The sequence below is a fragment of the Burkholderia anthina genome, assembly GCF_902498995.1.
Lineage (GTDB): Bacteria > Pseudomonadota > Gammaproteobacteria > Burkholderiales > Burkholderiaceae > Burkholderia > Burkholderia anthina.
On record NZ_CABVLY010000005.1, the window covers coordinates 292,293 to 312,963 of the forward strand.

Here is a 20,671-nt window from a genome sequence, read left to right on the forward strand (position 1 = left end):
TTGCTTCCGGCCACGTCTATTGCACCCCGCCCGACCGGATCGCCGCCCTGTTGCCGGCGAATCCGAGCCCGGCCGCCCGCTGGACCAGCTCGATATCGTTGGTCACGCCGAGCTTCTTCATCGCGCTGATCTTCTGCGCGCTGACCGTCTGCTTGCCCTTGTTCAGCCGCTGCGCGATCGTCTTGATCGGCACGCCGGCCAGATACATGCGAATCACCTCGATCTCGCGCGCCGACAGCTTCACCGGCTGATGGTCGGGTTCGGCGAGTGAGTCGAGCGCGCGCCGCACGAGCGGCGACAGATAGCGCCCGCCGCTGTAGCTCGAATGGATCGCGGTCACGATGTGGCCGACTTCGTCGAACTTGCTGACGAGGCTGGCGCCGCCGTGCGCGAGGATCGAGCGGAAGATCACCGGATTCTCGTTGCCGACCAGTGCGACGATGCCGACGTTCGGGCGCATGCGCCGCAGCCACTCGAACAGCGCGAGGCCATCCATTTGCCTGTCGGCGCGGATCGAATAGTCGACCAGTGCGATGTCGCATTCGATGCTGCCGAGCGCCGCGGCGAGTTCGCCCGGGGACCGGTAGACGCCGACGAGATCGATCGCGCACGTGTCGACGGCAATGTGCTCCATGCCCGCCAGCGTCAACGGCCAGTCGTACGCGAAAACGGTGCGAATACTGAATTTCCCCATGCGCAGTTCCAGAAGGTTCGCCGGGCCGCGCGGCGCGGAATGCGCGCGCGGCCGGATCGGTGTTGAATCGGCAAGCGAGATATTTTTATCCCGATCGTTATTCTATGAAGCCATGCGCGGCAGGGATATCGGACGACGTATAGGACAGCCCTCAGGAACGTAAGACGAGTTTGATATTTGCGCCGATTCGCTCGTTCGGCGGCAACCGGAGCCGGCCGGACGGCCAACGTTGCAGGCCGCGCGGGCCGCATGGCCGGCCCGCGGGGTAAAATTGCGCCCTTTGCATGCCATTCCGGGCGACCGGCCGGCGGCAGCGCGCCGATCGCGGCCGCGCGCCGCGCCCGTTCGCCGGCAGCTCGAACGCCCGCTTCTCCCATGACCGAATCCGACCTGCAATCCGACGACACCTCCATCCACGAAAACGGCCTCTGGCGCGACAGCGGCTGGACGGCACGCATCATCAAGAACGAAGACGACGACGGCTGGGCCGTCGAGATGATCAAGGACGGCGAGGCCGAGCCCGCGCTCGTCGGCCCGTGGACGATGGGCCGCGACAAGAAGAATCCGAAGCCGATGGACGCGAACGCGTTCCGCACGCTCGTGAAAACCGCGACCGAGGTGCTGATGCGGCATGCGCAGCAGCGCCGCGCGATGCTGCACAAGGAAGTGACGGTTCAGGGCGAAGACGGGCAGGATGTGTCGGTCACGCTCGACATCGTGCCGGACGAGTTCGAGCCGTACGCGGAGCTGAAGGCGTTCGACCCGTACGGCGAGCTGCTGGCCGACGCGAAAGTGTCCCCGGGGTTCAAGCTCAACAAGGCCAGCGCCCAGCGCTGGGTCGAATCGGGCTTCGAACGTCCGGCCTGACGCCCGCGCCGGCGGCCCGACGCCGCCGGGCCCGCGCCGCGGGCGGCACACCCGGCGCGATCGGCGTCAGCCGTGCAGCCCGTGCGCGATCATCAGGCGGTACAGCGTCGCGCGCGACACGCCCAGCTCCGCCGCGACGTCCGCATGCTGGTGCCGGTGGCGCAGCAGCGTTTCCTCGATCGTGCGCCGCTCCGCCTGCCGGCGCACTTCCGCGAGCGTCGGCGGCTGATACGACGTGTACCGGTTCAGTTCGAGATCGGCCGCCGAGATCAGCGGGCCGTTCGTCATCACGACCGCGAACCGGATCCGGTTGATCAGCTCGCGCACGTTGCCGGGCCACGCATAGTTGTGGATCGCCTCGATCGCGCCGGGCATGAAGCCGCGGATCCGGTGCGAGCTGTCGCCGCGATAGCGCGTCAGCACGTGCTCGGCGAGCAGCATGATGTCGCGGCCGCGCGCGCGCAGCGGCGGCTCGTCGATACGCAGCACGCACAGGCGGTAATACAGATCCGGGCGAAAGCGCCCTGCCTGCATCGCGGCCTCGAGATCGACGTGGGTCGCGGATACGATCCGCACGTCCACCGGAATCGACGCATGGCCGCCCAGCCGCTCGATCTTGCCTTCCTGCAGAAAACGCAGCAGGCTCGCCTGGCTCTCGAACGGCATGTCGCCGATCTCGTCGAGAAACAGCGTGCCGCCGTGCGCGGCCTCGATGCGCCCGATCTTGCGCTGATGCGCGCCGGTAAATGCGCCGCGCTCGTGACCGAACAGCTCGGCCTGCAGCAGCGTCGACGGAATCGCCGCGCAATTCACCGCGACGAACGGTGCATCGACGCGCGACGACTGCTGATGGATCGCGGCGGCGGTCAGTTCCTTGCCGGTGCCGGATTCGCCGGCGATGAAGACGGTCGCTTCGGTGTTGGCGACCTTGCGGATCGTCGCGAACAGGCGGCGCATCGCGTCGCACGCGCCGATCATCGTGCCGCCGGGCGGCGCGGCATCCGCGGCCGGGTCGCCTTCCGACAGTTTCACCATCCCGTATGCGTGGCCGACGAGATAACCGATGGTCGCGTCCGCGCTCCCGTCGTGCACGTAGTCGAAGCAGCACTGGCGGATCAGGCGTGCAACCGTCGTATCGCGCAGCCCGTCGTCGTCGGTGAGCGCGACCCAGCCGACGCGCGGATCGCGCAGCAGCGTCTCGAACGATCCGACGTCGGGCGACGCGAAGTCGCCGAAATCGACGATGCCCGCATGCAGGCGGTTCGCCTTGACGAGATTGAGTGCGTCCGCAACGGTTTTCGCGCGCCAGACCTCCCAGCCGCGCGACGCGAGACAGTCGATCAGCGCGGCGTCGGGATGCTGCGACAGATAGATGAGCGGACGCGACGGCGCGCTGTGGTGGCGCCGATCCGGCGCGAACGGCGGCATGCATGCGTCCCGTTCGTCCTCCTCCCGGCCTGACAGTCTGATCGGGCAGCAATAGTTCACGATAGCCTCGCCGCGTGGGATGGTCCGTCGGGCCGCCCGGCCCGCGACGATGCGCGACGGGTCTCCCTGCCCGCGCGCGGCGCTGCCGGCGTGTCCGCACGGTAGTGTTTCGTTATCGGCAGAACACGACCCGCTGCGTATAGATTTGCGGTTCTGCGACGGGCCCCGTGGGATGGTTGAGTTCATGGTTGTAGGGCCGGTAGACCTTGCCGTTCACTGTCACGTCCGTCGCACGCGCCGTCTCGATCGTGTTCAGGCCGTTGCGCTGCCAGTCGCTGACGCGGTCCGACGCCGATACGCTCGACTCGCCGGCGATCTTCTGCGTGATCGCGCTGCTGTCGCTCCACGGTTGCGTCTGCATGTCCTCCGCGTGCTGCATCGCGCCGACCGTCTTGCCGGTCGATGCCGGCCCGTTCTGCGCTTCGAACGGCGTGCCGCGACCGTATGCCGGCGATTGCCACGAAGGCGCATGGCCTTCCTCCGGCATCATGTAAATCATCTGCGGATCGCCGACCATCATCATCGGCACGCATGCCGTGTTGTCCGGGCGGCCGAGCGTCGTCAGCGCCTGCTGCACGCTCGCTGCGTTCGCAAGGGTCTGCTCGCTCAGGATGACGAAGACCGCAGGGTTCTGGAAAACCGACTGTGCGGCAGTTTGTGTGCCGTACAGCAACAGAGCGACCAAAAAGATCCTCATGATTGAGGCCTCCTTGTACCCTCGACAGGCAAAAAGAGGTGTTGACCTCGGGGATGGGACCAACACCCGTCAAACCTGCAACGCGCATCGCGCAGCGGGTTCCGGCGGCTCCCGCGCGGCCGGTACGCGGTCGCGCGGAAGCCGGACCCGCGTGCCTACGACGACGTGCTCGTCGAGATGACGGCCGGAGCCGGCATGGCCGGAGCGGCCGGTGCAGCCTGCTGGTCGACTGCCGGCGCGAGATCCTTCGCCTGGTCGGTCACGGCCGGCGAGTCGGCGGCCGGTGCCGGTGCGGCAGCGGATTCAACCGCGTCCGCCGCCTTCGCATCGACAGCCGGCGTGTCGGCAACAGCGGCCGCCGCGGCGGGCTGCGCGGCTTCGGGGGCCGGCGCTTCGGCGGCCGCCTGCGGTACCGCATCGGCAGCCTTCGCATCGACAGCGGGCGCGGGCATGACGGCAGCGTCGGCCTGCGGCGCGGCGTCGGTCGCGGCCGGAGCGGCTTGCGCGGCATCCTGCGCCTTCGTGTCGACGGCCGGCTGTGCCGCGGCTTGCGCGGCGTTGTCGGTCGCGGCCGGCACGGGTTCCGGTGCCGGTGCCGTGTCGGCAACCGCAGGTGCGGGCTCCGGCGCCTTGTCGGCGACCGCAGGTGCAGGTTCCGCTGCCTTGTCGGCGACGGCCGGCGCGGCGACGACGGCGGCCGCAGGGACCGCAGCCATCGCGGCCGGGACGACGGCCGGTGCAGCCGCAACCGCGGGCGCTGCCGCGGGTGCTGCTGCGGCAACCGGCGCGGCGGCAGCAGCCGGCACGACCGCGGCGGCCTGGGACGCCTTCGCGGCAGCCGCCTGTGCGGCGGCCGGCACTGCGCTGACGGCCGGCGCGGCGATCGACGGTGCGGGCATCGGTGCCGCGATCGGCGCGGACTGGACGGCGGTCGTCGCCACCGGGCGCGTCTGCGCGGGCGCCGGCGCGGCTGCGTCGAGCGGCGGCAGACCCATGCGGTTGCGCACCAGCGGATCGCGATACTTCACATCGTCGGCGACGGTCGCTTCGGCGGACGGCGCCACGTTCGAGCGCGCCAGCGGCGCGGTCGTGCCCGGGCACAGGTGGCCGGTCGCTTCCACCGCGCGCCGGTTCGCATCGCTCTGGCAGAGCAGCGCGAGCGCCACGTCGGTCAACCCCATCGCACGGAATTCACGCGCGTCGAGGCGACGCACGCAAGCCTGGTCGACGAGCGTCGTGCCGCCGGTCGCGCCGAATCCCGGGAACGACACGCCGACGCTCACCGAGCCCATGCAGGTATCGGACAGCGTGGTCGTGAGGCCCGGCGCCTGAATCGACGGGTTCGTCTTGATCGTCTGGGTACCCGAGTAGTTGACGTTTTCCGCTGACTGGGTGTTGTACGGGTTGGTGCCGGGTGAGCCGGCCGACGCGAGCGAGCTAAAGCCCTGCGGTGTCACGTTCGAACCGCCGCTCGTGCTGGACGGCATCGTCACGTTCACGTTCACGTTCGAATTGCCGCTCCCGCGCACGCCGCTGCTGCTGTTGGCGCTGCCGCCGGTCGTGGTGTTCGTGTTCATGCTCGAGCCGCCGCCCTGGCTGATCGCCGTCGACGACGTCGACGACTGCGAGCTCGAGTCGGCGGTTTGCGCTTGGGCACCGATCGTGGTCATCGCGAACATTGCCGCACATGCCACCTTGATCTTGTTGCTGTTCATTTCAATCTCCGGACGAGGTTTGACCGCCCACCCAGGCAACCGTACTAATTCCCCTGAATTCCTTCAGCTTTGCCTGCTTCCCCGAACTGCTTCCAGCCACTCCCCAGCTGGGACCACGAGCCGCCCGACATTCCCGGCCATGGCTGAGAGTCCGGTGTCCCGATGGCATTGCCCGACGAAAGCGATTGTTGTTCTGACGGGTTGGTTGTAGGGTTTGACGTCTGCATATTTGATTGCACGTCCTCGGCAGCACGGTCAGCGCCATATGCCGTCAGAGACGCGAGCATCAGAGCGGCGGCAATCAGTTTCTGCTTCATGCCAACTCCTTACTTGAACAACAGCGCGGCGAAAGAGACCAGCGTCGCTGGGAAACTGGTCCCCCCGCACTCGCCTAATGACTGCTCCCGGTCGCGCCCGAACTTGCCTGGCTGCCGCCCGATGCGGACGGTGACCCGGCCGGGCCGGTACTCCACGCGGTCGACGAGTTGTAGTGGTTCGAACCCGCGATCGTGCCCGACCCGCCAAAGCCCGTCATGCCAGCGGCGCCCGCGTTGGCGACACCGTTATCATTCCCGCCCGTTGCGGTGTAGCGGGTCGCGCCGAGTACGATCGTGGCGGTCACCCCTCCCGATAGCGCATTCGCGTTCTCGCTCGTGCTACTGTTCCCGCCGTTCGACCCCGCGGCACCGATAGCGCCGCCCGCCGCGTACGCGCCCCCGTTCGTGCCCCAACCGCTGGCCGTCGAAGTCGAGTTGTGGAAAGCGGATGCCGTTCCGGTCGAACCGCTGGGCGTCACGGTACCTCCAGCACTTGCGCCTGCTACCGACGTCGAATTGCTCGTATAGCTGCCTGATCCGACGAGCACCGAACCGGACACACCCGACGCCACCGATTGCGTCTGGTTGACCGTCGACGGACCGGCCGCGAGTACGGCCGACGATAGAGCGGTGAGCGCTGTCGCTAAAAAAACGTTGGCTTTCATAGCAATTCCTTGCTGTGAGGAAGTTTGACAGTCGCGGTGCCGGGCCCGCCCTTGCGGAACGAGGCCCGGCATCCGTACCGCCAGCCAATGACGAACGCTACGCGTCGCGGCTTAGTGGTGATACGACGTCCAGCCCACCGAACCGGCATTCGCGCCGCTGGAGCCGCTAGCCTGCGAGCCGCCGAGGCCGAAGCCGCCAACGGTCGACGTTTGGGTGTGGTTCGTGTACGAGATCGAACCGCTGCCCGGGCCGCCGGCAACTGCGCCGGCTGCGCCGAGTGCCGAGCCCGAATCGGTCGCGGAGAAGTGGCCGAACCCGACGACACCGGCCGACGTCGCACCGCCGCTCGACGAGCTGCTGCTCGACACCGTGCCGCCACCTGCGAACGCTGCACCCGAAACGGCCAGAACTGCTGCTGCAATCAGAAGCTTCTTCATGGTCGACTCCAAAACGGCGTGAACGGAATAAGCAAGGAAGGTTGCACGCCTTCAACCCCCCTGCCTCGAGCAATCCCAATAAATAAGGATCACTATCTAATTACGAAGCATCGATTCGAATTCTCCGCCTCATAATTTTGGTCAAGCGAAGTGTAGTTCGTATTTCTTGTTTTTTCGAAATTTCTTTTAGGTGTTTTCGATAACACCGACAATACACCGCGATTACCAAAAAGCAAAGAATTCACCCAATCCGAATTAAATCATTCGATATACCGGATTATTTTTTTCGATACACCCTCACGGCATGCCGGCACATGGCATTCCGTTTCGGCGATCGAAAATACGTGAATATAATTGCCTACCGCAAATACAGGCCCGTCAAAAAATATCCGCCTTATTACAGCGATAACGGGGCTGCTTCACGGTCAGATGGCATCGCATCTCCCTGAGATACCGATCAAAAGTCTTCCTGGCAATCCGGCCGAGGGCGTTCGAGCTAATCCAGCCAGCGCCGGTATTGGCCCGGCGTAATCGAAACGGCCCTGCATGGTCGAAGACGAATCGGCGTCAAGCTGTCCGGCACGAACAGCGTGGCCCAACCGGGTGAGCTGAATGAAGGCGAGCGTCGCTGTCGACCGGTCGTCGTCCAAAGCGACAGGCGCTCCAGCGCGTGCACCGCGCGGAGACCGTGAAACCGGCAAGGAGCAACCCGCGAAGCTGGCACTGCGTCGCGAGCGATACCCCTATCTGTCCGACTACCCCTCTGTTGCGCCAAGAACGCGCGGATCAAGCTGCTGCTTATGGTCTTCATCGCCGTTTCCCCGACTGGCTTATTGACGAGTTGGCCGCCCCACATCTTTGTTATGCGATGTCGACCGCCCGCCGATGCCCCGAATATCGCAAGCAACATGCCATGCGTTATGCCACCGACCGTTGCGCACGGTGCGCTACAGCAGCCCCGGAACGCAGCGTCATAAATCGCGCTTTTTGTTTCAGGAATGTATCGCGACAACCGTCTGGAACGCCCCGCGATCATTGAACGCCACGAAGCAATCCCGGCAATAGACGGACGAATGCGGCGTGCCGCAGGGTCTGGAGCGGGTCCGCGAACACGTGTTTCAAACTTGAGAAACGCCCCACCGCGCAGGCGGGGCGGCGCCCGGCACGGTAGTCGCGAAACGGCTTCGGCGGCCCGTCCGGCGGCTCGGGGCCGTCCGGGGTGCAGGGAATCGGAGCACGCAACCCCCGGTTCCGGAGGCCCGGCGCGACGGGCATCGATACGTTTACACGATGCCTGCTGCGTCAAAACCCGAACGCAATTGATTCATTCGTGAAAATATCGCCAGACTCATCCGCACGCGGCCGATCGAACAGAAGACGAAACCGGCGAAAAACCAATCCATTCGCACCGCGCCAACACGATCGTCATCCCGATCAGGTATTCGCGATAAACCGCCAACGCGCCCGCCTTGCGATCCATTGCAATTGCCTTATCAATCTTTCCTCTTCCATTCAATCCACTTCCTTTCCTGAAAACGCGCCTTTTCGATGATTCTTTTTATGCCGAATCGGTCGGGATCCCGGTTCACGAACGAAACACTTTTGAATCGGCGACCGTCGCCGATCTCGGCGCTGCAACATGTGCATTGCACGTTCGATCGACCGCCGAGCATCCGTCGCAGCGGGATCGACCATGCATTTCGTGTAACCGGTTCGTGTCGCGGCGATCATTCCCGCGCGCGTCGAACTGCCTCGACGATTCATGCCTGAAACAGAAATGCGCGTGTCGCTCGCCCGCGCGGATGCGCTGCCCGGACGACGCGTTCACCCAGCGTCCCTGGCATGCCGATTGCCTGATATCCGGTCCTAACGAGCGGCACGTCACGCCCCGAAAGAAGGCGGGCGGCGGCGGCATCGTCAATAAGCCAGCCGGGGTAAGGCAATGAAGCTCACCAGCGATCGAGCGGCGTTCGCGTCGTTCAGGCATCAGCGTGGCAATCAGCGAAACCGGAGCGCCGGTCACGGCACTTCGTCGAACTCCGCATACACGAACCGGCGTACGCCGGCTCAATGTCCGCACAACGCGATGGCGCCCGTTCGTGCGCTCTTCGCGCACCTCGATCTCGCGCTGCCGACGATGCTCGATGACGGAGAAGACCATGAATGACCGGGTTTCGATCGAAACGCGCGTCGGTCAGCGCGTGCTCGTAACGGGCGGCGCCGGCTTTCTCGGCAGCTACGTGTGCGAACGCCTCGTGATGGAAGGCGCAAGCGTCACATGCGTCGACAACCTGCTGACCGGGCGCAAGCTCAACATCGCCGACCTGAAGGCGTCGGGCCGCTTCGAGTTCGTGAAGGGCGACGTGTCGCTCGGCCTGCCGCAACTGCAGGTGGACGAGATCTGGAATCTCGCGTGCGCCGCGTCGCCGCCGACGTATCAGATCGATCCCGTCCATACGATGATGACCAACGTGCTCGGCATGAACCACTGTCTCGCGCTCGCGCGCAAGACGGGCGCACGGGTGTTCCAGGCGTCGACGAGCGAGATCTACGGCGACCCGGGCGTGCATCCGCAGATCGAGACCTATCGCGGCAACGTGAACACGATCGGCCCGCGCGCGTGCTACGACGAAGGCAAGCGCGCCGCCGAGGCACTGTGCTACGACTACTATCGCGCGCACGGCATCGACGTGCGCGTCGCACGCATCTTCAATACGTACGGCCCGCGGATGTCGCCGCGCGACGGCCGCGTCGTGTCGAACTTCATCGTCGGCGCGCTGAACGGCGAACCGCTCGAGATCTACGGCGACGGCAAGCAGACGCGCTCGTTCTGCTTCGTCAGCGACCTGATCGACGGCTTCTTCGCGCTGATGGACGCCGCGCGCAACGTCGGCACGCCGGTCAACATCGGCAACCCCGGCGAATTCACGATGATCGAGCTCGCGGAAAAAGTGCTCGAAATGACCGGCTCGTCGGCCGAAATCGTGTTCCGTCCGCTGCCGATCGACGATCCGCACCAGCGCAAGCCCGACATCTCCGTCGCCGCCACCGAGCTCGACTGGCACCCGGATATCGATCTCGACGAGGGGCTGCGTCGCACCGTCGACTACTTCAGCCGCGAACTGTGGCTCGAGCCGGTGCTGCGCATGACCGGAGCCGCCGCATGAAAGTGCTCGTGACAGGCGGTGCGGGCTATATCGGCAGCCATACGTGCAAGGCGCTCGCACAGGCGGGGCACGAGCCGGTCGCCTACGACAACCTGTCGACCGGCCATCGCGACGCGGTCAAATGGGGGCCCCTCGTCGTGGCCGACATTCTCGACCGCGACGCGCTCTCGATCGCGATGGCCGCGCACCGGCCCGACGTCGTGATCCATTTCGCCGCGCTCGCCTACGTCGGCGAATCGGTGCTGCTTCCCGAGCGCTACTACACGGTGAACGTGACGGGCACCTGCACGCTGCTCGGCGCGATGCGCGAGGCCGGCGTGAACCGGATCGTGATGTCGTCGTCGTGCGCGACCTACGGCATCCCGGACACGCTGCCGATCTCGGAGCGCACGCCGCAGCAGCCGATCAACCCGTACGGCTTCAGCAAGTACGCGATGGAACGCATGGCCGCGGATTTCGAGCGCGCGTACGGGCTGAAGTGGATCGCGCTGCGCTACTTCAACGCGGCGGGCGCGGACCCGGACGGCGCGATCGGCGAGAACCACGACCCGGAAACGCATGCGCTGCCGCTCGCGATCCGCGCGGCGCTCGGCACCGGGAGCGTGTTTCGCGTGATGGGCACCGACTACCCGACGCCCGACGGTTCGGCGATTCGCGACTACATCCACGTGAGCGACCTGGCGGACGCGCACGTAAAGGCCACCGCGCACCTGTTCTGCGGCGGCGACAGCGTCGCGCTGAATCTCGGCACCGGCACCGGCACCTCGGTGCTCGAAGCGGTTCGCGCCGTCGAAGCCGCAACCGGACGCGCGGTGCCGACGGTGATCGCCGCGCGCCGCCCGGGCGACCCGCCCGCGCTGTACGCGGACGCGACGAAGGCCGGACTCGTGCTCGGCTGGCGGCCGCGCTTCACCGCGATCGAACAGATGGTCGAACACGCAGCACGGTGGTTTCAGAAGGAACGGCATCCCGAAACCACCCGGTAGTCACGCAGGCATCAGACAAACCCACGCAGGGGAATCACCATGAATGTGCGGATTGCCATCGTCGGCACCGGCTACGTCGGACTCGTCAGCGGCGCCTGCTTCGCGGATCTCGGGCATGACGTCGTGTGCATCGACAACAATCGCGGCAAGATCGACGCGCTCAACGACGGCTGCATGCCGATCTACGAACCGGGCCTCGACGCCGTGGTCGCGCGCAACGTCGAACGCGGCACGCTGCGCTTCAGCAGCGACCTGGCGGCGAGCGTGCGCGACCGCGACGCGGTGTTCATCGCGGTCGGCACGCCGACGCTGCCGGGCACCGAGCGCGCGGACCTGCGCTACGTCGAGGCAGCCGCACGGGAAATCGCGTCGAACCTGAACCGGTTCACGGTCGTCGTCACGAAGTCGACGGTCCCCGTCGGCACCAACCGGGCCGTCGCACACATCGTCGAGCATCACACTCCCGCCGGCATCGAAGCGGCGATCGCGTCGAACCCGGAATTCCTTCGCGAAGGATCGGCGATCGACGATTTCATGCATCCGGATCGCGTCGTGTTCGGCGCCGAGCATCCGCGCGCGATCGAGATCATGAAGGCGATCTATGCGCCGCTCGAGGCGATGGGCCATCTCGTGCTCGCCACCGAGATCGAGACGGCCGAGCTGGTCAAATACGCGGCGAATGCGTTCCTCGCGGTGAAGATCAGCTACATCAACGAAATCTCCGACCTGTGCGAAGCGGTCGGCGCGGACGTCGAGCTGGTCGCGAACGGCATGGGCCTCGACCGGCGCATCGGCGCGTCGTTCCTGAAAGCGGGCCCCGGCTGGGGCGGCTCGTGCTTCCCGAAGGACACGCGCGCGCTGAAGGCGACGGCGTCCGAATACGCGGTACCGCTGCGCATCGTCAGCGCGGCGATCGAATCGAACGCGCTGCGCAAGGAGCAGATCCTCCACCGCATCGAGAAGGCGTGCGGCGGCTCGATCAAGGGCAAGCGCATCGCCGTGCTCGGCCTGACCTTCAAAGGCCAGACCGACGACGTGCGCGAAAGCCCGAGCATCGACGTGATCCAGTTGCTGGTCGGCGCCGGCGCGCATATCCGCGCTTACGACCCGGCGCGCCCGCACGAGGCGTCGCGGCTGCTGCCGCAGGTGTTCATGGAAGGCACGGCGGTCGACGCGGTGCGCAGTGCGGACGCGGTCGTCGTGATGACCGAATGGAAGGCATTCGAGGCGCTCGATCTCGCGGATCTCGCGGACCACATGGCCGACCCCGTGATGCTCGACATGCGCAACCTGTTCAACGAGCAGCTCGCGGTCGACAGCGGCTTTCGCCGCTACGAACGCGTGGGCCGCTCGTGCGGCGAACATCCGAGCGCGGACCGTGCGAACGCGCCGCGCACCCCGTCCGCGGACGCACCCGCGGCGCCCCTTGCTTCAACCCGGGTGGTCGACTCGAAGTAACCGTTACCCAACCGTTGCGGGAGAACGCCATGAAGAATCTGGTTGCGTCGCTTGCCGGCGGCCCTGCCCGGGAAACATCGGATACCGAAGCAGAGCGCGTCGACAGCCCGCACACGGAAGTCCCCCTCCTCGTCCCGCTGATGGACCCCGAGACGAAGACGGTGTTCCAGCTCCTCGCGCTGTGCTGGTTCGTCACGCTGGGGATCTTCTGGCAATGGTGGCTGCGCGACGAGCACTACGTCGATGCGTTCCGCTTCGGCGTCAACTGCTTCGTACTGTTCTGGACCACCTTCATTCCCGGTTACTTCATCTTCATCATCCGCTCGGCGGTCGTGCCGAACCCGGCGCTCGCGGTGCCGCGCGACTGGCGTGTCGCGATGGTGGTCACCAAGGCGCCGTCCGAGCCGTTCGACATCGTTCGCACGACGCTGCTCGCGATGCTCGACCAGAGCTACCCGCACGACACGTGGCTCGCCGACGAGGACCCGACGCCGGAAACGCTCGAATGGTGCGCCCTGCACGGCGTGCGCGTGTCGACGCGGCGCGGCATCGCCGAGTACCACCGCACGAGCTGGCCGCGCCGCACGAAATGCAAGGAAGGCAATCTCGCGTACTTCTACGATACGTACGGCTACGACAACTACGATTTCGTGTCGCAGCTCGATGCGGACCACGTGCCGACCCATACGTATCTCGAGGAAATGCTGCGGCCGTTTCTCGATCCGAAGGTCGGCTACGTGTCGGCGCCGAGCATCTGCGACAGCAACGCGGCCACCAGCTGGAGCGCGCGCGGGCGCGTCAACGTCGAAGGGCCGCTGCACGGCACGATGCAGGCCGGCTACGCGGCCGGGCTCGCGCCGCTTTGCATCGGCTCGCACTACGCGGTGCGCTGCCGCGCGCTGCGCGAGATCGGCGGGATCGGGCCCGAGCTCGCCGAGGATCACTCGACGACGATGATCTTCAACGCGAATGGCTGGCGCGGCATGCATGCGCTGAACGCGATCGCGAACGGCGAAGGGCCGCGCACCTTCGCCGATCTCGCGACGCAGGAATTCCAGTGGTCGAAGAGCGTGATGATCATCATGCTGCGCTACACGCGCCACTATTTCATGGGCCTGCCGCTGAAGCTGAAGACGCAGTTCCTGTTCTGCCAGCTCTGGTATCCGCTGTGCGCGCTCGCGATGGCCGGCAGCGTCGTGATTCCGGTCGTCGCGCTCCTCACCGGGCGCGTGTGGGCGCACGTCGACTACCTCACGTACCTGACCTATGCGCTGCCGCTCACCGTGCTGATCCTCTGCGTCGTCACGTGGGTCACGCGCACGACCCGGTCGTGCCGGCCGCTCAATACGAAGCTGCTGTCGTGGGAAGGCCTGTCGTTCGTGTTCGCGCGCTGGCCGTGGGTCGTGCTCGGTTGCGGGTCGGCGGTGCTCGACTGCCTGCGCGGCAAGGAATTCGCGTTCAAGGTCACGCCCAAGGGCGGCACGATCGAACAGGACGCGCCGCTGCGCGTCGTGTCGCCGTATCTGCTGATCTCGCTGTTCTGCAGCATGCCCGTCGTCGCGGTCGGCAATCCGCACAACGCGGCCGGCTTCTACCTGTTCTCGACGCTCACGAGCATCCTGTATCTCGTGATCGCGGGCGTCGTCACCGTCAACCACGGCAGGGAACAGGGGCTCACCGCATCGGCGCTCCGGCAGATGTTCTTCAGCCGCCTGCCCGTGCGCAACGCGCTGTTCGTGTTCGCGCTCGCGATACTGCTGACGGGCATCGGGCTGCGCGCGCCGAAGGGCTGGCAGGCGATGATGTGGCGTTCGGGGCTGCCCGCGGTGGTCGCGCCCGCGCCGGGGCAGCTGGTGAAGCAGCCGGCGTTCGGCGCGTACGACCCGGGCCACGCGTTCGCGGACAATCCGGCTCTCGCGTTCGATCATGTGTTCGTGTCGTGGAACGCGCCCGACCTCGGCGCGGAAATCGATAGCGCGTACCGCACCGCGCAGGCCCGCAATCGATCGCTGATGCTGACCGTCGAGCCGTGGGCGGCCGGCGACACGCGGCGCGGCGCACTGCTCGCGGACATCGCGCACGGCCGCTACGACACGCTCATCGCGACGACCTGCGCGGCGCTCGCCGCGCTGAAGGGCCCCGTGTTCGTGCGCTGGGGCCACGAGATGGAGGTCGACACCGGACGCTACCCATGGGCGACCGGCGACGCGTCCGCGTACGTCGACGCCTATCGGCGCGTCGTGACCGCATGCCGGATGGTGACCAACCAGATCCGCTTCGTGTGGTCGCCGGCCGGCAACCGCAACCTCGACGACTATTTCCCCGGCCGCGCCTACGTGGACGACGTCGGACTGTCCGTCTTCGACTGCCGGCGCTGCGCGGTGTGGCCGCCCGGCGGCCAGTTCTCCGCCGCGAGCATCCTGAAGACCAAGTACGCGCGAGTGACCGACTACGGGCTGCCGGTGATGGTCACGGAGCTGGGCATCGACGGGTCGGACGCGCGCAAGCGCGCGGAGCTCGACGAATTCCAGCGGTCGCTGTGGCGCTATCCGCTGCTCACGGCCGTGTTCTATTTCAACGCGGTCGATACGCCCGGCGCGTGGCCGGCGAACTATGTGCCCGACTGGCGGATCACGCCGTCGTTCCTGCAGACGAACGTCGTCGCGAAATGAGCGGCCGCGCCGCTACGTGCCGAGCAGTTCCTTCCGGCGCAGGTGCACGACGTCGCGCATCGGCGGCGCGCCGAACAGCCGGCTGTATTCGCGGCTGAACTGCGACGCGCTTTCGTAGCCGACGGTCGCCGCCACCGACCCGACGTCGCCGCCCTGGTGCAGCAACAGCCGCCGCGCCTCGTGCAGCCGCAACTGCTTCTGGTACTGCAACGGGCTCAGCGTCGTCACGTGCTTGAAGTGATGGTGCAGCGACGACACGCTCATGTTGACCGCCTGCGCGAGCGTGTCGACGCGCATCGGTTCCGCGTAGTGATCGCGGATCCATTCGATCGCGCGCGCGATCCGGTGCGTCTGGCTGCCCGCGACGGCCATGTGCCGCAACCGCGTGCCCTGCCCGCTCGTCATCAGCCGGTACAGCAGCTCCTTTTCGATCAGCGGCGCGACCACCGGAATGTCGGCCGGCGTGTCGAGCAGCCGCAACAGCCGCAACGCGGCATCGAGCAGCGGCGGCGTGAGTTCGGCGAGCGCGATGCCTTCGCCCTCGGGGCCCGCGTCGGGCTCCGGCAGCCGCATCTCGGCCGCGAGCTCGACGATGCGCTGCGGATCGAGCGTCAGCGACAGGCAAAGGTAAGGCGCTTCGGGCGAAGCCTGCGTCACGCGCGAGAGGATCGGCAAGTCGATCGACGTAATCAGGCAGTTCTGCGTGTCGTATTCGTACGCCTGGCCGGCGACGATGACGCGCTTCGCGCCCTGCGCGGCGATCACGAGCGCGGCGCGCGACACGCCGCAGCCGAGATCGACCGGATGCGCGTGCCGGTGCAGCAGCAACGCCGGCACGGCCGTCGAGTGCGAGCCGTCCGTCGGCGCGAAGCGGCCGATCAGCAAGGCCAGCTCGCGCCGCCCGGATTCGCGCGACGCCGCGATATCGGTCATGTCCATGACGCCATCCTCGATTCATTTCCCAGTGTCGCGGGAGCATAGCGAAACGGCTCGCGACGCGCCGGGGATTTGCAGGATTGTTCAATAAATTTGCAGGATTGGGTAGCCGGAAAAATCGGGCGCTCGCGCACACTGCCACCTGATCCGGCGTACGCCGGGTTTTCCCCACGGAGACAAAAAATGCCCACCACGTTTGTCCTGAACGGCAAGAGCGTCACGCTCGACGCCGATCCGTCGATGCCCGTCCTCTGGGCGATCCGCGAACACGCGGGGCTGACCGGCACGAAATTCGGCTGCGGCATGGCGCAGTGCGGCGCGTGCACCGTCCATCTCGAAGGCCAGCCCGTGCGCTCGTGCGTGCTGCCGCTCGCCGGCATCGCGGGCAAGCACGTCACGACGATCGAAGGGCTGCAGAGCAAGCCCGCGCACGCCGTGCAGGCCGCCTGGGTCAAGCTGCAGGTGCCGCAGTGCGGCTACTGCCAGTCCGGCCAGATCATGTCGGCCACCGCGCTGCTCGAACAAAACCCGAAGCCGACCGACGCGGACATCGATGCCGCGATGAACGGCAATATCTGCCGCTGTGCGACCTACGCCCGCATCCGGGCCGCGATCCACGACGCGGCCGCGACGCTGGGAGCCTGACCATGACGATCGAACTCGACAATCCCGGTTCGGTGCGACCGTCGCGCCGCACGTTCCTGAAAGCCGCGGGCGCCGCGGCCGCGGTCAGCCTGACGATCGGCTTCGAATGGGCCGGCCTCGGCCGCCGCGCGCTCGCCGCGACGCCGCCGGCCGCCGACTTCGCGCCGAACGCGTTCCTGCGCATCACGCCCGACGGCGCCGTGACCGTGATCGCCAAACACGTCGAACTCGGCCAGGGCGCGTACACGGGCATCGCGACGATCGTCGCCGAGGAACTCGACGCCGACTGGTCGAACGTGCGCGTCGAAAGCGCGCCGGCCGATGCGAAGCGCTACGCGAACCTCGCGTTCGGCACGATGCAGGGCACGGGCGGCAGCTCGGCCATGTCGAACTCGTGGCAGCAACTGCGCGAAGCGGGCGGCAAGGCGCGCGCGATGCTGGTATCGGCCGCCGCCGCGCGCTGGAAAGTGCCGGCGAGCGAGCTGAGCACCGCCGACGGCGTCGTCACGCACGCGAAAAGCGGCAAGACAGCCGCGTACGGCGCGCTGGTGGCCGACGCGTCGAAACTGCCGGTGCCCGACAAGGTCGTGCTGAAGCAGCCGGCCGATTTCAGGCTGATCGGCCATCGCATTCCGCGCGTCGACGCATCGGCGAAATCGAACGGCACCGCGCACTTCACGCTCGACACCACCTTCCCCGGCATGCGCGTCGCGCTGCTGCAGCGCCCGCCGCGCTTCGGCGCGACGGTCAAGTCGTTCGACGCGACGGCCGCGAAGGCCGTGCCGGGCGTGGTGTCGGTCGTGCAGGTGCCACACGGCGTCGCGGTCGTCGCGACCGGCTTCTGGGCCGCGAAACAGGGGCGCGACGCGCTGAAGGTCGAATGGGACGACGCGCACGCCGAAAAGCGCGGCTCGGACGAGATCATGCGCGAATACCGGCAGCTCGCCGACAAGCCCGGCGCGTCGGCGCGCAAGGACGGCGATGCCGACGCGGCGATCGCCGGCGCCGCGCGCAAGGTCAGCGCGACGTACGAATTCCCGTATCTCGCGCACGCGCCGATGGAGCCGCTCGACGCCGTCGTCAAGCTGAGCGCCGACAGTTGCGAGATCTGGGCCGGCGACCAGTTCCAGACGGTCGACCAGGGCAACGCGGCCAAGGTCGCGGGCCTGAAGCCCGAGCAGGTGCGGATCCACACGCTGTATGCGGGCGGCAGCTTCGGCCGGCGCGCGAACGCGTGGTCGGACTACGTGGTCGAGGCCGTGTCGATCGCGAAGGCGCTCGGCGCGGACGGCAAGCCGGTCAAGCTGCAGTGGACGCGCGAGGACGACATCCAGGGCGGCTTCTATCGCCCGATGTACTTCCACAAGATGGACGCCGGGCTGACCGCGGACGGACGGCTGGTCGGCTGGCGTCACCGGATCGTCGGCCAGTCGATCCTCGCCGGCACGCCGTTCGAGGCGTTCATGGTCAAGAACGGGATCGACGCGACGTCGGTCGAGGGCGCGGCGAACCTGCCGTATGCGGTGCCGAACGTGTCGGTCGAGCTCACCACCACCAAGGTCGGCCTGCCCGTGCTGTGGTGGCGCGTGGTCGGCAGCTCGCACACGGCCTACGCGGTCGAGGCGTTCGTCGACGAGGCCGCGCACGCGGCCGGCAAGGATCCGTACCTGTTCCGCCGCGACCTGCTCGCGAAGGAGCCGCGCATGCGCGCCGTGCTGGATCTGGTCGCGCAGAAGGCCGGCTGGGATCCGGCAAAGCCGCTGCCGAAGGGCCGCGGGCGCGGCATCGCGGTCGCCGAGGCGTTCAAGAGCTACGTCGCGCAGGTGGCCGAGGTGTCGGTCGACGCCGACGGCAAGGTGAAGGTCGAGCGCGTGGTATGCGCGGTCGACTGCGGGATCGCGATCAATCCCGACATCGTCGCCGCGCAGATGGAAGGCGGGATCGGCTTCGGCCTCGGCGCGGTGCTGCACAGCGCGATCACGCTGAAGGACGGCCAGGTCGAGCAGCGCAACTTCGACGGCTACCACGTGCTGCGGATGGCGGAGATGCCGAAGGTCGAGGTGCACATCGTGCCGTCGGCCGAGGCGCCGACCGGCGTCGGCGAGCCTGGGGTCGCGCCGGTCGGGCCGGCGGTGGCCAACGCGATCTTCGCGGCGACCGGCAAGCGGCATTACGTGCTGCCGTTCGATTCGGCGGATACCGCGAAGGCTTGATGGCGAGTGGAAGGCCGGCCGCGGGGCGGGGACGTCGCGCGGCCGGCCCGATCCTCGGGAAACAATGGCTCGAAAGCAGCGACAGTCGTCATGCGTTGATGTCGGGTTCGATGTAGGGTTTCATGGAAGGTTTTCCACATGTTCTTCCCCCCCGCCCGACCCGCTTCGTCCCCCGCACGCTCCCGCCGCCCGTTCCGACGTTACGCCGCCCGTAACGCCCGTAACGTTCCGGCTTCACGCTACGTAACAATCCTTCAATGCGGCTCCGACCCTTCCAGCGCCGCGCCTCATCCGCGCGTTAAAAATTCTTTTAAATTCAAAGGCCGGCAGGCCGATGGCACCGCCGCCGGCGACCGTCGTTTCCCGGCAGGACCTCCCTGGCCCGAAAGTTGCAACACAGGTTCCCGCAAACACTCCTTTACGGACATGCGAGGGCCAACATGGATTGCAAATACCTGTACATCGACAACATAAAAATCAACTTCGTGCGCCGCACGATCGAAATCGACAACAAAGTCGTCGACGTAACGCCGCGTGAATTCGACGTCGTCGAATTCCTGCTCGACAACATGAACAAGATCGTGCCGCGGCAGGCGATCCAGGAAGCGGTGTGGGGCCGCGAGCTCAGCGTGTCGTCGCGCACGCTCGACACCCATATCTCGCGCATCCGTTCGAAGCTGCAGCTCGAGCACGACAAGAACCTGCGGATCATCCCGATCTACGCGGTCGGCTATCGGCTGGTGCTGTTCGGTGCGGCGATGACGCACGTCGAGCGCCACGACGCCGCGCCGATCCTGCGCGCCGCGCCGCAACCCGCGCTGGCTGCCGACTACGCGTAACGCTTTGCCCGCGCGCCGCCCGCCTGCTCGCGGCGGCGCGCCGACACCCGTCCCCCCACCCGCGCCGCGCCGGTGATGCGCAGCGCGTCGCGGCCCGGCCGGCCCGTCGGCGGCAACCTGCCCGCCGCCCCGCACGGCCGCGCAACGCGACACGACCGCCGCCTCCGGGCGGCGGTTCCATTTCGGCGATCGCGATCGCACGTCCCGCGCCGGCGCGCATCGCGCTTCGTAGGTCCGCGCCCGCCCGGCCGCCGCGCAACCCCGACGACTACGGATTCCGGCCCGGCACGCGGCCGATGCCGTCCCTACAATCGACGCAGCCGCCGCGCGCACGCCGTGCCGCCGGCCGGAACGACCCGTCGAACCACTCACACCGAATTCACCCCGATCCCGCCGTGCCAGCGCTGTTCCAGACGAATGCCGACGCCGGCGACACCGTGAATCGGGCGAGCGCGAGCGCGACGACCGCCGCGCTGCCGGCCGCCGTCGCGCTCGACGCGTCGCCCTACCTGCCGCGCCTGTCCGCCGCCGCCGCGCGCGGGTTGTCGCATGCGTACTGCGCAACGCAGCCCGTGCCGGTCACGCTCGGCGAGCACGCGTACGAGGTGCGCTGGCGCGTCGAGGCCGAGCCGGCCGCCGATGCGCACGCATACCGCTTCGTCGTCGGCCCGGCCACCGGCACGCTGTGGATCGATCCGGTCGCGGAAGCCGAGTGGCTCGGCGACGCGGCCGATCCGGCCGTGCCGGCCGTGATCCGCGCGGCGCTGCTCGCCGATCTGTGCGCGCCGCTCGCGGGCGTGCTGCAGGCCGCGACGCGGCAGCGCGTCGAACTGCTGCCGCCGCCGGCGCCGTCACCCGCGTGGCGCGCGCAGCC

18 protein-coding genes and 1 pseudogene are annotated in these 20,671 nt (G+C 67.4%); 9 read left to right on the forward strand and 10 right to left on the reverse strand.

The window, feature by feature from the left end:
• Positions 1–16: 16 nt before the first annotated feature.
• Positions 17–694 (reverse strand): LuxR C-terminal-related transcriptional regulator, encoded by a 678-nt coding sequence (locus tag BME24068_RS09780; RefSeq protein WP_096509034.1) that lies wholly within the window; start codon positions 692–694, stop codon positions 17–19.
• A 375-nt stretch (positions 695–1,069) separates the two neighbouring features.
• Here BME24068_RS09780 and BME24068_RS09785 point away from each other — a divergent pair, with 375 nt between their 5' ends.
• Positions 1,070–1,561, forward strand: a complete 492-nt coding sequence (locus BME24068_RS09785) for a hypothetical protein (RefSeq protein ID WP_096509033.1) — start codon at positions 1,070–1,072, stop codon at positions 1,559–1,561.
• Positions 1,562–1,627: 66 nt separating this feature from the next.
• Here BME24068_RS09785 and BME24068_RS09790 read toward each other — a convergent pair whose 3' ends face one another.
• The 8 genes from BME24068_RS09790 to BME24068_RS09820 all read right to left on the reverse strand — a co-directional run bounded on the left by BME24068_RS09790 (position 1,628) and on the right by BME24068_RS09820 (position 9,042).
• On the reverse strand, positions 1,628–3,049 hold the full coding sequence (locus tag BME24068_RS09790; protein ID WP_420887536.1) for a sigma-54 dependent transcriptional regulator: 1,422 nt from the start codon (positions 3,047–3,049) through the stop codon (positions 1,628–1,630).
• 112 nt (positions 3,050–3,161) lie between these two features.
• Positions 3,162–3,746, reverse strand: coding sequence for a hypothetical protein (locus BME24068_RS09795; RefSeq protein WP_174925928.1), 585 nt, complete (start codon positions 3,744–3,746; stop codon positions 3,162–3,164).
• A 155-nt stretch (positions 3,747–3,901) separates the two neighbouring features.
• Entirely contained in the window at positions 3,902–5,461 is a 1,560-nt protein-coding gene (locus BME24068_RS09800; protein WP_174925929.1) for a chemotaxis protein CheA, read from the reverse strand.
• 44 nt (positions 5,462–5,505) lie between these two features.
• Positions 5,506–5,778, reverse strand: a complete 273-nt coding sequence (locus BME24068_RS09805) for a hypothetical protein (RefSeq protein ID WP_096508095.1) — start codon at positions 5,776–5,778, stop codon at positions 5,506–5,508.
• Positions 5,779–5,852: 74 nt separating this feature from the next.
• Complete coding sequence (locus BME24068_RS09810; RefSeq protein WP_096508096.1) at positions 5,853–6,443, reverse strand: hypothetical protein; 591 nt, start codon at positions 6,441–6,443, stop codon at positions 5,853–5,855.
• Between the two features lie 111 nt (positions 6,444–6,554).
• Entirely contained in the window at positions 6,555–6,881 is a 327-nt protein-coding gene (locus BME24068_RS09815; protein WP_096508097.1) for a hypothetical protein, read from the reverse strand.
• Between the two features lie 1,348 nt (positions 6,882–8,229).
• Complete coding sequence (locus tag BME24068_RS35280) at positions 8,230–8,361, reverse strand: hypothetical protein (RefSeq protein ID WP_275404979.1); 132 nt, start codon at positions 8,359–8,361, stop codon at positions 8,230–8,232.
• Positions 8,362–8,466: 105 nt separating this feature from the next.
• Positions 8,467–9,042 (reverse strand): hypothetical protein, encoded by a 576-nt coding sequence (locus tag BME24068_RS09820; protein ID WP_174925930.1) that lies wholly within the window; start codon positions 9,040–9,042, stop codon positions 8,467–8,469.
• Between BME24068_RS09820 and BME24068_RS09825 the strand changes: the two genes are divergently transcribed.
• The 4 genes from BME24068_RS09825 to BME24068_RS09840 are packed head-to-tail and all read left to right on the forward strand — an operon-like array spanning position 9,041 to position 15,164.
• Complete coding sequence (locus BME24068_RS09825; RefSeq protein ID WP_096508099.1) at positions 9,041–10,048, forward strand: UDP-glucuronic acid decarboxylase family protein; 1,008 nt, start codon at positions 9,041–9,043, stop codon at positions 10,046–10,048. The genes BME24068_RS09820 and BME24068_RS09825 overlap by 2 nt on opposite strands.
• Entirely contained in the window at positions 10,045–11,034 is a 990-nt protein-coding gene (gene galE, locus BME24068_RS09830; protein ID WP_174925931.1) for a UDP-glucose 4-epimerase GalE, read from the forward strand. Before BME24068_RS09825 ends, galE begins: the two co-directional genes overlap by 4 nt.
• Before the next feature lie 39 nt (positions 11,035–11,073).
• Entirely contained in the window at positions 11,074–12,492 is a 1,419-nt protein-coding gene (locus tag BME24068_RS09835) for a UDP-glucose dehydrogenase family protein (RefSeq protein ID WP_239007784.1), read from the forward strand.
• 29 nt (positions 12,493–12,521) lie between these two features.
• Positions 12,522–15,164: a glycosyltransferase gene (locus tag BME24068_RS09840; protein WP_174925932.1), complete on the forward strand. Its 2,643-nt coding sequence runs from the start codon at positions 12,522–12,524 to the stop codon at positions 15,162–15,164.
• A 12-nt stretch (positions 15,165–15,176) separates the two neighbouring features.
• On the opposite strand, the gene BME24068_RS09845 is transcribed toward BME24068_RS09840, so the two are convergent.
• Entirely contained in the window at positions 15,177–16,103 is a 927-nt protein-coding gene (locus BME24068_RS09845; protein WP_174925933.1) for an AraC family transcriptional regulator, read from the reverse strand.
• A gap of 180 nt (positions 16,104–16,283) precedes the next feature.
• Here BME24068_RS09845 and BME24068_RS09850 point away from each other — a divergent pair, with 180 nt between their 5' ends.
• The 4 genes and pseudogenes from BME24068_RS09850 to BME24068_RS09865 form a co-directional block, all read left to right on the forward strand.
• Positions 16,284–16,745 carry a (2Fe-2S)-binding protein gene (locus BME24068_RS09850; RefSeq protein WP_096508103.1) on the forward strand — a complete coding sequence of 154 codons (462 nt, stop codon included), beginning with the start codon at positions 16,284–16,286 and terminating at the stop codon, positions 16,743–16,745.
• A gap of 2 nt (positions 16,746–16,747) precedes the next feature.
• Positions 16,748–18,958 (forward strand): xanthine dehydrogenase family protein molybdopterin-binding subunit, encoded by a 2,211-nt coding sequence (locus BME24068_RS09855; RefSeq protein WP_174925934.1) that lies wholly within the window; start codon positions 16,748–16,750, stop codon positions 18,956–18,958.
• Positions 18,959–19,398: 440 nt separating this feature from the next.
• Positions 19,399–19,797, forward strand: coding sequence for a winged helix-turn-helix domain-containing protein (locus tag BME24068_RS09860; protein ID WP_174925935.1), 399 nt, complete (start codon positions 19,399–19,401; stop codon positions 19,795–19,797).
• Between the two features lie 395 nt (positions 19,798–20,192).
• Positions 20,193–20,671: pseudogene (locus BME24068_RS09865) on the forward strand (type III secretion system cytoplasmic ring protein SctQ); the annotation flags it as partial.